This window comes from Tistlia consotensis USBA 355 (genome assembly GCF_900177295.1).
Lineage (GTDB): Bacteria > Pseudomonadota > Alphaproteobacteria > Kiloniellales > DSM-21159 > Tistlia > Tistlia consotensis.
In genome coordinates this window covers 45,042-56,527 of record NZ_FWZX01000040.1, presented here as the reverse complement: position 1 = coordinate 56,527, position 11,486 = coordinate 45,042, and the positions used below count along the sequence as shown (strand labels likewise).

11 protein-coding genes are annotated in these 11,486 nt (G+C 68.3%); 7 read left to right on the top strand and 4 right to left on the bottom strand.

Annotation, left to right across the window (positions count from 1 at the left end):
- The coding region (locus tag B9O00_RS29115) for a helix-turn-helix domain-containing protein (RefSeq protein WP_143596252.1) at positions 1-242 on the bottom strand (242 nt) is incomplete at its 3' end.
- 171 nt (positions 243-413) lie between these two features.
- Here B9O00_RS29115 and B9O00_RS29110 point away from each other — a divergent pair.
- The 3 genes from B9O00_RS29110 (at position 414) to glgP (ending at position 4,458) form a co-directional block, all read left to right on the top strand.
- Positions 414-1,208 (top strand): NAD-dependent epimerase/dehydratase family protein, encoded by a 795-nt coding sequence (locus tag B9O00_RS29110; RefSeq protein WP_085126414.1) that lies wholly within the window; start codon positions 414-416, stop codon positions 1,206-1,208.
- Positions 1,209-1,309: 101 nt separating this feature from the next.
- Positions 1,310-2,488 (top strand): YaaC family protein, encoded by a 1,179-nt coding sequence (locus B9O00_RS32815; protein ID WP_143596391.1) that lies wholly within the window; start codon positions 1,310-1,312, stop codon positions 2,486-2,488.
- A gap of 263 nt (positions 2,489-2,751) precedes the next feature.
- A complete protein-coding gene (gene glgP / locus B9O00_RS29105; protein WP_085126412.1) occupies positions 2,752-4,458 on the top strand; it encodes an alpha-glucan family phosphorylase in 1,707 nt (568 codons plus the stop codon).
- A 13-nt stretch (positions 4,459-4,471) separates the two neighbouring features.
- Here glgP and B9O00_RS29100 read toward each other — a convergent pair whose 3' ends face one another.
- Positions 4,472-4,981 (bottom strand): BCAM0308 family protein, encoded by a 510-nt coding sequence (locus B9O00_RS29100; RefSeq protein ID WP_085126410.1) that lies wholly within the window; start codon positions 4,979-4,981, stop codon positions 4,472-4,474.
- 60 nt (positions 4,982-5,041) lie between these two features.
- Positions 5,042-5,500, bottom strand: coding sequence for a DUF2267 domain-containing protein (locus tag B9O00_RS29095; protein ID WP_085126408.1), 459 nt, complete (start codon positions 5,498-5,500; stop codon positions 5,042-5,044).
- A gap of 163 nt (positions 5,501-5,663) precedes the next feature.
- On the opposite strand from B9O00_RS29095, the gene B9O00_RS29090 reads away from it, so the two are divergent.
- Complete coding sequence (locus B9O00_RS29090) at positions 5,664-6,869, top strand: winged helix-turn-helix domain-containing protein (RefSeq protein ID WP_085126407.1); 1,206 nt, start codon at positions 5,664-5,666, stop codon at positions 6,867-6,869.
- 209 nt (positions 6,870-7,078) lie between these two features.
- Here the strand turns inward: B9O00_RS29090 and B9O00_RS29085 are convergent, their stop codons facing one another.
- Positions 7,079-7,453 carry an MmcQ/YjbR family DNA-binding protein gene (locus tag B9O00_RS29085; protein WP_085126405.1) on the bottom strand — a complete coding sequence of 125 codons (375 nt, stop codon included), beginning with the start codon at positions 7,451-7,453 and terminating at the stop codon, positions 7,079-7,081.
- Positions 7,454-7,685: 232 nt separating this feature from the next.
- Between B9O00_RS29085 and B9O00_RS29080 the strand changes: the two genes are divergently transcribed.
- The 3 genes from B9O00_RS29080 to B9O00_RS29070 all read left to right on the top strand — a co-directional run bounded on the left by B9O00_RS29080 (position 7,686) and on the right by B9O00_RS29070 (position 11,483).
- Positions 7,686-9,218: an MBOAT family O-acyltransferase gene (locus tag B9O00_RS29080; protein ID WP_085126403.1), complete on the top strand. Its 1,533-nt coding sequence runs from the start codon at positions 7,686-7,688 to the stop codon at positions 9,216-9,218.
- Positions 9,178-10,383 (top strand): hypothetical protein, encoded by a 1,206-nt coding sequence (locus B9O00_RS33250; protein WP_159460366.1) that lies wholly within the window; start codon positions 9,178-9,180, stop codon positions 10,381-10,383. The genes B9O00_RS29080 and B9O00_RS33250 overlap by 41 nt, the downstream gene beginning before the upstream one ends.
- 110 nt (positions 10,384-10,493) lie before the next feature.
- Complete coding sequence (locus tag B9O00_RS29070) at positions 10,494-11,483, top strand: TAXI family TRAP transporter solute-binding subunit (protein WP_085126399.1); 990 nt, start codon at positions 10,494-10,496, stop codon at positions 11,481-11,483.
- Positions 11,484-11,486 lie beyond the last annotated feature (3 nt).

The window sequence follows — 11,486 nt, the reverse complement described above, 5'->3', positions numbered from 1 at the left end:
CGCTGCTCGACCACCGCCGCCTGGATCGCCACCGGCGTCTCGTTCGGCGAATGCAGCGGCCGGCGCGAGCGGTCCTCCAGGCCCGCCAGGCCCGCCGCGCGATAGCGCGCCAGCCAGCGATAGCCGACCGTCGGGCTGATCCCGAAGCGCCGGCACAGAGCGCGCTTGTTCGCCCCCTCCCGGCTCGCCAAAAGCACGAACTCCCGACGCTGCGACACGATCGACACCTCCTGCCAGGGCATCGAAAGCCTCCCTCATGAGACCCTCAATGCCGATCAGAATGCGTCCACCATGTCCCCGAACACCCGTCCACCATCTCTCCGGTCTATACAGACAGGCTCAGGGTGAAGCGAACGGGGGCTCACGCCCCCGGGGCGAACTCCCGACAGCTACTACCAACCAGGAGACCTCGAATGAACCGGCTTCTCATCACCGGCGCGGCCGGCGGCCTCGGCCGCATCCTGCGCGACAAGCTGGCCGGCTACGCGCCGCTGCTGCGTCTCTCGGACATCGCCGAGCTGGGCGCGGCCGGCCCCGGCGAGGAGGTCGTGCCCTGCGACCTCGCCGACGCCGCCGCCGTCGACCGGCTGGTCGAGGGCTGTGACGGCATCGTCCACCTGGGCGGCATGTCGGTCGAGAACGCCTTCGAGACGATCCTGCAGTCGAACATCCGCGGCAGCTACAACGTCTTCGAGGCGGCGCGCCGGCTCGGCCGCCCGCGCATCCTCTTCGCCAGCTCGAACCACGCGATCGGCTTCCACCGCCGCGAGGACCGGCTGGACGGCAACTCGAAGCAGCGGCCGGACAGCCTCTACGGCCTGTCGAAGTGCTTCGGCGAGAACCTCGGCAGCTACTACTTCGACAAGTTCGGGCTCGAGAGCGTCGCGGTGCGCATCGGCTCCTGCTTCCCGGAGCCGAAGGACCGCCGGATGCTGGCGACCTGGCTCAGCCCCGACGACTTCGTGCGCCTGGTCAAGGCGGTCTTCGAGGCGACCCGGGTCGGCCACACCATGGTCTACGGCGCCTCGGCCAACCGCGAGCAGTGGTGGGACAACGGCCACGCCGCCTTCCTCGGCTGGGTCCCGCAGGACTCGAGCGAGCAGTTCCGCGCCAAGGTCGAGGCCGCCAGCCCGCGCCAGGACCCCGAGGACCCGGCGGTGCGCTTCCAGGGCGGCGGCTTCGCCGCGGCGGGGCATTTCGAGGACTGAGACGGTCACCTCGATTGGTGGGTTGTTTCGCAGACATATGCGAGAAAAAGGGGTATTGTCCGCAAGTTAACGCCTCTTTTGAAGAACAGTAGAGTGGCTACATGACGCCCCCTCGCGTCACAAAAATCAGTCGCCCCAAGTCGGTTGAATACGCCTGGAGCGGACTCAGGCGATTTCACAACACTCGCCGCACGACGGACATATTAATCAAAAGACACAAAATACCGGTTGAGCATTTTGCAAACGCAAAGAAACAAGCCGATCAGATACGATCCTGCCTTTTGCAGGCCAAAGAATATTTTGATGCGTTCCAGATCTCATCACTTGCCACAAAACCAGTTCATTTATACTATGCTTGCATGCTTATGGCCCTAGCTGAGATCTTAACAAAAGGAAGTGGCAATCAGAGTCTCGACAAACTACGAGATACACATCGCCATCACGGGCTCCTAACTAATTTTGATATCAGAAGGACTGAGAGAGGAGGTTTAGATCCAGGGCTGTTACGCGCGAAAGCACACGTTTCAGGCGACGTTAAGCTAGGTACATTTGCAGTTTGGCAAAATCTGGCAAAACATCCACCACTTACCGGTGCTGTCATTCGTAGGTTCGCCGGGGGCGGACAGTCTGAAAGTGTCGAGACTATTCTCGAATCCGACACAAGGGTAGATCAGAATTTCCCAGTCGACGGCCTGTCACTAATCGACTGCGTTACTCACATTCCATACCTCTGGGAGCACATGAGGCCGCTTGGTATATCAGTTGATCTGGCACGAACGAGAATTCAACTCATGGCGATGGAGAGTGCCAACGAAGTCACGCTACGAGAAAGCTTCGACATACAGCCTGGAAATCCTACTAGCATAGCCCGCGCAGTGGAGAAAATTAAAATCGACCCAAACTTAGCTGCCCATACAGAGATCGTAGAATTTCGGAATGGCGGTATCTCATTCAGGGTAACGTCGCATATATACAAAAAATATACGTATGAAAATATTGAGAGATATCGAATCGAAACACCGCATGGTATGAACCTTACATCAAAAGATGTATTCTTGCTCGGCAGCCATGATTTCCTGAATGAATTTGGTTTTCTATACTGCGGCTTATATATACTAGGAATGATATCTCGATATTATCCAGATCTGTGGATGAAGGAAATTCAGGATTCGACTGATTTTTCTATCATTGCCGAATATTTTCTTGATGCAGCGTGCCATCGACTGCCGATATTAGTTCTCGAACAGTTGTCTGAGGAGATAATACTCTACGATGATTAATATGGATAAATCGCTTTCGTAGATCTGCGCACCTTGTGTCCATGTTTCGATTCGTCGATTTCTATTTCTCTGCTCCCGTTAGCTCAAGTCTTTCCGACATCAGGGTCATTGCGTATGCAGTCCGCCAGCAACCGCGCCGCGGCGAGCCACTTCGAGGACTGACAACCCGGAACCGTCGCAATTCGCCGCTGGCGAGAGCCCGCGCTACTCTGCTAGACGAGCGATCGAAATCGTCCGCCGCATCGGAAAGAGCGCAGGACCGCATGCCGCACACCCCCTTCGTCGGCCGTACGCGCATCGCCTATTTCTCCATGGAGATCGCGCTCCGCCCGGAGATCCACAGCTACGCCGGCGGCCTGGGCGTGCTCGCCGGCGACACCGTGCGCTCCTGCGCCGAGCTGGAGCTGCCGGTCGTGTTCGTCACCCTGGCCAGCCGCGCCGGCTACTTCCGCCAGACCATCGACGCCGAGGGCCGACAGGGCGAGCAGCCCGACTGGTGGCAGCCGGCCGACTGGTGCCGGCCGCTCGGTGCCATGACCGCTGTGATGATCGAGGAGCGGCCGGTCTGGGTGCGCCCCTGGCTCTATCTCCACGAGGCGCCGCACGGGCACGCCGTGCCCGTCCTGCTGCTCGACACCGACCTGGAGCAGAACGACCCGGCCGACCGCGAGATCACCCATTCCCTCTACGGCGACGGCAACGACTACCGGCTGAAGCAGGAGATCGTGCTCGGCCTCGGCGGCATCCGCATCCTGCGCGCGCTCGACTTCGAGATCCGCACCTACCATCTCAACGAAGGCCATGCGGCGCTGCTGACCCTGGAGCTGCTCAACCGCTCCCGCATCGAGCCGGAGGACCGCATCGCCGGCGAGCCCTCCTACGACGTCGCCGAGGTCCGCAGGCGCTGCGTCTTCACGACCCACACGCCGGTCGAGGCGGGCCACGACCGCTTTCCCTACGCCCTGTTCCAGCGGATGCTGCCCGACTTCGTCGAGATCGACACGCTGAAGGCGCTGGCCGGCGCCGAGCAGCTCAACATGACCCGGCTCGCCTTCAGCCTCTCCGGCTACGTCAACGGCGTCGCGCGCCGCCACGCCGAGACCACGCAGCATCTCTTCCCCGGCTACCGGGTCCACGCCGTGACCAACGGCGTCCACGCCGGCACCTGGGCGCACCCGGCCTTCGCCGCGCTGTTCGACGCGCAGATCCCGCAGTGGCAGCACGAGCCCGAGGTGCTGGTCCGCGCCCTGCAGCTCGGCAAGGACGAGATCTGGCGCTGCCACTTGGCGGCCAAGGCGGAGCTGGCCGAGCGGGTGCAGGCGATCTCCGGGACGGCGCTCGACCCCGACCTGCCGATCCTCGGCTTCGCGCGGCGCATGACCGGCTACAAGCGGCCGCTGCTGCTGTTCAGCGACCTCGACCGGCTGGCCCAGATCGCCGCCGAGCGGCCGTTCCAGCTGGTCCTGGCCGGCAAGGCGCATCCGCGCGACGACAGCGGCAAGGCGGCGATCCAGCGGATCCACCAGGTCATCAGGCAGCTGGACGGCAAGCTCCGCTGCGTCTTCCTGCCGGACTACGACATGGCCCTGGCCAGGATCCTGGTCTCCGGCTGCGACGTCTGGCTCAACACGCCGCAGCCGCCGCTCGAGGCCTCCGGCACCAGCGGCATGAAAGCGGCGCTGAACGGCGTCCTGAACCTCAGCGTGCTCGACGGCTGGTGGATCGAGGCCTGCGTCGACGGCGTCAACGGCTGGGCGATCGGCACGGACGGCTCCACCGGAACCGGCACGTCGGACGGCGACCACGCCGCCGCCCTCTATGCCCTGCTCGAGAAGACGGTGCTGCCGCTCTGGCACGACGACCCAGCGCAGTGGCGCCGGATGATGCGCCAAGCGATCGGCAGCATCGCCTACTACTTCAACAGCCAGCGCATGATGCGCCGCTACGCGACCGAGGCCTACCTGCGCTGAGCCGCGGCCGGTCTCAGTCGCGCGACCAGCGGGCCCGCAGGAAGTAGCCGTCGGGCTCGTAGTCGAGGGCCAGCTCGCCGCCGAAGGCGTGGTGCAGCGCCTCGCCGATACGCCGCGGCAGGTGGATGTCGGTCGTGGCGATCTCGATCGCCCCGGCCTCCTCCTTGACGCGCATGATGCGGTTCAGCGGATGCTCGGGCTTCTCCAGCTCCTCCTGGCGCCGGGCGAGGCCCAGGATCTCGTCCCGGTGCCCGGCGACGTAAGCTCCCGCCAGCGTCACGATGCCGGCCGGCAGGTCGTCGGCGATGCGGCGGCAGGCCGGACAGGCCTCGCTCTCCGCGCCCTCGGGCGTATCGCCCCACTGCCAGCGGCCCTGGTGGAAGATCGCGCCACAGTCCGGGCAGGCCGTCGGCTCGTGCAGCTTGCGCTGACGCTGGTAGGGGTCCGCGATGTGGTCGTCCTGGGCGTGGCCGGCGATCCGGCGTCCCGCGGGCTGCGCGCCCTGCTGTCTGCTTGCTGTCATTCGGTCCGTCCTCCTGAGGCCCGCCACCGCGGCAGGGCCGTCGTTGATCCCGCGAGCCGCTCAGGCCCGCTGCTGCGCCCGCACCTGGGCGCGCTCCGGCCAGAGATCGTGCAGCTCCTCCGGCAGGATGTGCATCAGCTTGCAGACCGCGCCCGGATCGAGCTTCTCCCAGATGACGAAGCAGACGGCGCGCGCCGCCGCCTCGGCGTCGAGCGGCAGCCGGTCCGGCATGTCGCGGCGCACGTGCTCGACGAAGGCCTGCTTGTGGCGCTCGCGGCTCGGCGCGCGGTCCGGGTGCCAGCCCTCGTAGTAGAGGCCGCGCACCAGGGTCGGCAGCTGGGCGCCGAGGTGCGCCGCGTTCTCCGGCCCGATGCGATCGCGCAGGGCGTGCAGCGTGCCGCGCAGCGCCGTCAGCGCCAGCTGGGCGTCCGGCGTGTCGAGATGGGTCATCACCGCCTTCAGCCAGAGGTTGGCGTCCTGCAGCGCACCGTCGAAGACGTGAAGCCCGCAACCGCTCATCGTCGTTTCCTCCCGCGACCCTGGCGCCATGCTCGCGCCGGCGCGGCGGCGGCGCCTTGATTCACCTCAAGCTGCCCCCTAGGGAATCGGAGCGGGATCGGCTAGTCTTCCGTACCGCTTTCGTTCCCGCCAGGCTCGCCGCTCCCGCCCATGTCCCCCGCCCATGCCCTCTGACGCCCTGCCGCTGATCGCCAACCGCCAGGCCCGGCGCCTGCTGCTGCAGGCCCAGGGGCTGGCCGAGCCGCCGAACCGCAGGCTCGACCTCGCCGGCCTGCAGGCCCTGATCGAGCAGCTCGGCTTCGTCCAGGTCGACTCGATCAACGTCGTCGAGCGGGCGCACCACCAGATCCTCTTCTCGCGCAACCAGACCTACCGGCAGAAGCAGCTGACCCGGCTGCTCGAGCGGGAGCGCAGCCTGTTCGAGAACTGGACCCACGACGCGGCGATCCTGCCGAGCCGCTTCTGGCCCTGGTGGCAGCCGCGCTTCGAGCGGGCGCGCGAGCGCCTGGCCGAGCGCTGGCGCAGCTGGCACGGCGCCGACTTCGAGGGCTACGTCGAGCATGTCGCCGCACGCATCGCTGACGAGGGCCCGCTGATGGCCCGCGACTTCGGCAGCGACCAGCCCAAGGGCAGCCAGGGCTGGTGGAACTGGCACCCGGAGAAGGTGGCGCTGGAGTACCTCTGGCGCACCGGCGTGCTGGCGGTGACCAAGCGGGTCGGCTTCCAGAAGGTCTACGACCTCTCGGAGCGGGTGATCCCCGAGGCGCACCGCGGCGCGGCGCCCGATGCCGAGGCCTTCCGCGACTGGAAGTGCCGCAGCGCCCTGGAGCGCCTGGTGTTCGCCACGCCGGGCGAGATCGCCCGCTTCTGGGACGCGCTGACGCCGGCCGAGGCGACCGACTGGTGCCGCGCGCGCCTCGCCGCCGGCGAGCTGGTCGAGGTCGCGGTCGAGAACGCCGACGGCAGCACCCGCCCGGCCTTCGCCTTCGCCGGCCTGCCCGAGCGCCTCGCCGCCGAGCCGGAGGTCTGCCAGCCGCCGGCCCGCCTGCGCGCGCTCAGCCCCTTCGACCCGCTGATCCGCGACCGCCAGCGCCTGGAGCGGATCTTCGGCTTCGACTACCGCATCGAGGTCTTCGTGCCGGCCCCGAAGCGCCAGTACGGCTACTACGTCTTCCCGCTGCTCGAGGGCGAGCGCTTCGTCGGCCGCGCCGACCTCAAGGCCGACCGCCAGGCCGGCACGCTCAGGGTCCAGGGCCTGTGGTGGGAGCCGAAGGTGCGCAGCGCCAGGGGCCGGGAGCAGGCGCTGGAGGCCGAGCTGGAGCGGCTGCGGCGCTTCGCCGGCGTCGAGCGGCTGGCGCCGCCGGGATAGCTCGTCCCTTCCCTTCTCATCCCACTTTCTTTCGTCATCCCCGCGGAAGCGGGGATCCAGAGGAAGGCGCCACGCGCGCGGACGGGTGGCGGTCCGTGCTGGTGGCTTCGTTCTCTGGATCCCTGCTTCCGCAGGGATGACGGAGAAAGGAAGCGGGATGGCGAGGGGAAGCAACGCCAGCGGACCCCGGCCAGCAGCCAGCCCCACCCCTACACCAGCGCCGCCAGCGTCTTCGGCGCGATCAGGCGGTAGCTGCGCCGGACCACGACCGCGACCTCGGCCCAGTCGACGCCGGCGTCGTCGAGGCGCATGCCGATCCAGCCCTTGGACCCGACGTAGGGCGGCACGAAGAAGCGCTCGGGGTCGGCCCCGACCAGGATCTGCTGGCTGCCCGGCGGCGCCTTGGCCCAGAGCGAGAGCCGGCCCCCTGATCTCCCACTGGCCCCGCGCTTCGGCATGGCGAAGATCCTGTCGCGGACCCGGAAGGTCGGGTCGCCCCAGGCCTGCTTCTCGACCGCCTCGGGCAGGGCGAGGCAGAGCGCGCGCAGGCGGGCGACGGGATCGGAAGGCGCAGTCTCGCTCATCACGCAAGCCTAGTCCGCGGCGCCGCCGGGGTCGACCGCCGCGGCGATCCGGAGGCATCTGCGGCGCGCCCTCCCTTGACAGGGCACCGCGCTTCGGCAAAGACCCTGGGCGGGTCCTCTCGGACCGCCTTTGCGCCAGCCCTCCGCTCGAGCCTCCGCCGCCAGGATCGGGCGACAGGGGCCCGACCCCAAGCGGAAGCGGTGCCGCCGCCACTGCCCGGGCCTGCGTCGAATGCTGTTCTATTCAGGCGTGTTCCTTCTGGCCTTCCTGCCGGCCACGCTCTACGCCTACCTGCTGCTGAAGCCCTGGCTGCGCGCCCGGATGCTGCTGCTGATCGGCGCGTCGCTGGTGTTCTACGGCTACTGGGAATGGCGCTACCTGCCGATCCTGGGCGGCTCGATCCTGGTCAACTACCTGGTCCACCACTGGCTGACGCGCACTGCCCAGGCCGGCCCGCGCGCGCACCGCGTGCCGCTGATCGTCGGCATCACCGCGAACCTGCTGCTGCTCGGCTGGTTCAAGTACGCCGGCTGGCTGGCCGCGATGGTCGGCCTGGCGGAGCGCAGCGGCGGCGGCTTCAGCCTGGCCAGCGCGGCGCTGCCGCTCGGCATCTCCTTCTTCACCTTCCAGCAGGTCTCCATGCTGGTCGACACCTGGCGCCGGCCGACGCGCTACGATCTGGCCGACATCGCCGCCTACGTCTCCTTCTTCCCCCAGCTGATCGCCGGCCCGATCGTCCGGCACAACGACCTGATCCCGCAGTTCCACAATCCGCCGGAGCGGCGGCGCCACCTCCAGATGGCGGTGCTCGGCCTGGTCTTCTTCCTGGCCGGCTACCTCAAGAAGGTCTATCTGGCGGACAACCTGGCGGTGCCGGCGAACCTGCTGTTCGCGGCGGCCCAGCACGACAACCTGAACCTGCGCGAGGCCTGGGTCGCCGCGCTGTCCTACACCTTCCAGCTCTACTTCGACTTCTCGGGCTACGCCGACATGGCGATCGGCCTGGGCCTGCTGTTCGGCTTCAAGCTGCCGACCAACTTCGACTCGCCCTATCGCGCGACCTCGATCAGCGACTTCTGGCGGCGCTGGCACCAGACCCTGTCGTCCTTCCTGCGCGACTACCTCTACATCCCGCTCGGCGGCTCGCGGCGCGGCACGCCGCGCATGCTGCTGGCCCTGATGGTCACCATGCTGCTCGGCGGCCTGTGGCACGGCGCCGGCTGGACCTTCGTGCTGTGGGGCGGCTTCCACGGCCTGCTGCTCTGCGTCAACCACCTGTGGCGCAAGCTCGGCCTCGCCCTGCCGCGGGCGCTCGCCTGGGCCGTGACCTTCTTCGCCGTGGTGCTCGGCTGGGTGCTGTTCCGCGCGCCGGATCTTTCGACCGGCTACGGCGTGCTGCGCTCGCTGTTCACGGTCAACGCCCGCCAGCTGGCCGAGGTCAGCGAGGCCTGGCACCACTTCCTGGCCCAGGCCGGCACGCTCGGCCTCGACCTGATCAGCCCCTACTGGGGCGCCGACCAGGACGTCGGCCGCTCGATCGCCTTCATCCTGCTCGGCCTGGTGATCAGCCTCGCCCTGCCGAACCTCAACCGCCTGCTCGAGGTCGAGCGGCTGCTGCCGCCCTTCCGGATGCCGCGCCTGGCCCTGGCGACGGCCTGCCTGCTCGCCTTCTGCGTGCCCCTGACCACGGTCGTCCTGGTCGTCCTCTCCGACATCTTCTCCCATGCCTTCGCACCGCCCCAGTTCATCTACTTCAACTTCTGAGCCGACCCCCTGGGGGCTGGACTGGGCCGCGCAGGGCTGGCGCCGCGCGCTGCTGGTGCTGGTCGTCGGCCTGCTGCTGGCCGGCGGCTTCCTGGCCGCCGACGGCATCGTCCGCCGGCTGATCCGCGACCTCGCCATCGCGCCCGAGGAGTTCGTCGGGCGCGAGGCCGGCGGCCGCTACGCGGTCAACGACCTGCTGACGGTGCGGCCGGGCCAGGTCGGCCGGGCCGCCGTGATGTTCTCCGACAGCACCAACGACTCGGTGCCGCCGAGCGACCCCGACAAGCGGACCCTGACCGGGATGCTGCGCGACGACCTGGCGCCGGCCGGCATCGCGGGCTACGGCGTGTCCTTCCCGGGCGCCGGCATGGACTGGATCGTCACGCTGCTGCACTACTGGACCGAGCGCTTCCCCGGGCTCGACTACGCGGTGCTGCCGATCAACCTGCGCTGGGCTTCGCCGGCCTGGCGCGGCCTCGACCTCAACGACAATGCCCGCCGCCCGCTGGAGTTCTACGCCGCGAGCCAGCGGCTGCTGCCCTGGCTGATCGACCTCGGCTACCACTCGCCGCCGGTGCGCGCCGACCACCTCGCCAAGACCGCCGGGACGGTGATCGGGCCGGTGCCCTTCGACATCGCCACGGTCGATGCCGACGACTTCGCCGAGAGCCGGCACGTCAGCCTGCACGCGGCGAAGCGCGAGCTGCACCGCCTGCGCTTCGCGCTCGCCTACGGCAACCGCCTGGCCGCCGACGACCCGATCTTCCACCTGATCGACCGCGCCCGGGCGATCTGCCGCGCGCGCGGCCTCCGCTGCCTCTTCGTCCTGCCGCCCTTCAACGAGACCCGGCTCGGCGAGCTGTCGCCGCCGGTGGCGGCGGTGCTGAAGGCCAATGTCGATCTCGTGCGCCGGCATTTCGACGGCAGCGAGGCGCCCCTGCTCGACCTCAGCGCCACGCTGCCGCCCGAGCGCTTCCACGACGTGGTCAACGAGCACGTCGACTGGCAGGGCCGCCGCTTCATCGCCGGCTGCGTCGCCGGCTATCTGATCGACGGCCGCAGCGGCGCCGGCGAATCCTGCCCCGGCGGCACGCTGGTCGGTGGCAGCCAGCCGCCGGCGCAGCAACCCCCGGACGCCGACGGTCGCCAGATCGCCAAGCCCTGAGGCCGCGCGCGCCGCGCGAGCAGCCCTGCCCGCCGGCTGCGCAGGCTTTTCCTGGCGCCGCCGAGCAGCTATGCCTGCCGGCAGGCAAGAAACCTCTGGGGAGACGTTCCATGGACAGCAGCACCGGCGCCCGCGCGCGCCGCCTCTTCGGCAGCCTCGCGCTGCTCGCCCTCGGCACCGTCGCGGTCGGCGGCATCGCGGCCGGCGCCGCGCAGGCCGAGACCCGGGTGACCTACAAGTCGGCCAAGTCGACCTCGTCCTACTACCAGATGGGCGTGCAGATCGCCGAGGCGGTCGGCAAGGCGACCGACGGCGCGGTCGTCGTCACGGTCGAGGAGAGCCAGGGCTCGGTGCAGAACGTCAAGGAGGCGCCGAAGCGCGGCGGCTCCTACGTCTTCACGACACCGCCGGGCCTGGTCAAGCTGGCGATCGCCGGCAAGGCGATGTTCAAGGACGACGACCCGGCCGGCTACAAGGCGATCCGCGGCCTGTTCCCGATCCCCTTCCTGACCATGCACATGGTCGTGCGCGCCGACGCCGGCATCGACAGCTGGGACGACCTGGCCGGCAAGACGATCCTGCTCGGCAAGGGCAGCTTCGGCGCCAAGGAGGGCGAGAAGTACCTCGAGCTGTTCGGCCTGAAGGACAAGGTCAAGCTGGCCGACGCCGAGCTGAACTCCGCCGTGCCGGCCCTGCAGAACGGCCAGATCGACGGCTTCGTGACGGCCGGCAGCTATCCGGCGCCGAACGTCATGGAGGCGGCCGCCGGCACCGGCATCAAGATCCTCTCGATGACCGACGCCCAGATCGCCGAGACCAAGCGCGACAAGCTAGTGATCCCGGCCGGCACCTACGACGGCGTCGACACGCCGGTCACGACCACGACCCTGCCGGTCGGCGCCTACGCGACCACGGCGATGGACGACGACACCGCCTACCAGCTGACCAAGGCCTTCTGGGAGACCAAGAAGGAGATGGCCGAGACGGCGCCCTGGTGGAACGCGATCACGCCGGACCAGCTGGCGGTGCTCGGCGTGCCGCTGCATCCCGGCGCGGTCAGGTACTACAAGGAAGCCGGGATCGCGATTCCCGGCATGTGAGGC

What these genes read in the sequence shown, in the direction of transcription:
- B9O00_RS29110 (WP_085126414.1), top strand. Translation starts at nt 414, where the DNA reads ATGAACCGGCTTCTCATCACCGGCGCGGCCGGCGGCCTCGGCCGCATC.
- B9O00_RS32815 (WP_143596391.1), top strand. Translation starts at nt 1,310, where the DNA reads ATGACGCCCCCTCGCGTCACAAAAATCAGTCGCCCCAAGTCGGTTGAA.
- glgP (WP_085126412.1), top strand. Translation starts at nt 2,752, where the DNA reads ATGCCGCACACCCCCTTCGTCGGCCGTACGCGCATCGCCTATTTCTCC.
- B9O00_RS29100 (WP_085126410.1), bottom strand. Translation starts at nt 4,981, where the DNA reads ATGACAGCAAGCAGACAGCAGGGCGCGCAGCCCGCGGGACGCCGGATC.
- B9O00_RS29095 (WP_085126408.1), bottom strand. Translation starts at nt 5,500, where the DNA reads ATGAGCGGTTGCGGGCTTCACGTCTTCGACGGTGCGCTGCAGGACGCC.
- B9O00_RS29090 (WP_085126407.1), top strand. Translation starts at nt 5,664, where the DNA reads ATGCCCTCTGACGCCCTGCCGCTGATCGCCAACCGCCAGGCCCGGCGC.
- B9O00_RS29085 (WP_085126405.1), bottom strand. Translation starts at nt 7,453, where the DNA reads ATGAGCGAGACTGCGCCTTCCGATCCCGTCGCCCGCCTGCGCGCGCTC.
- B9O00_RS29080 (WP_085126403.1), top strand. Translation starts at nt 7,686, where the DNA reads ATGCTGTTCTATTCAGGCGTGTTCCTTCTGGCCTTCCTGCCGGCCACG.
- B9O00_RS33250 (WP_159460366.1), top strand. Translation starts at nt 9,178, where the DNA reads ATGCCTTCGCACCGCCCCAGTTCATCTACTTCAACTTCTGAGCCGACC.
- B9O00_RS29070 (WP_085126399.1), top strand. Translation starts at nt 10,494, where the DNA reads ATGGACAGCAGCACCGGCGCCCGCGCGCGCCGCCTCTTCGGCAGCCTC.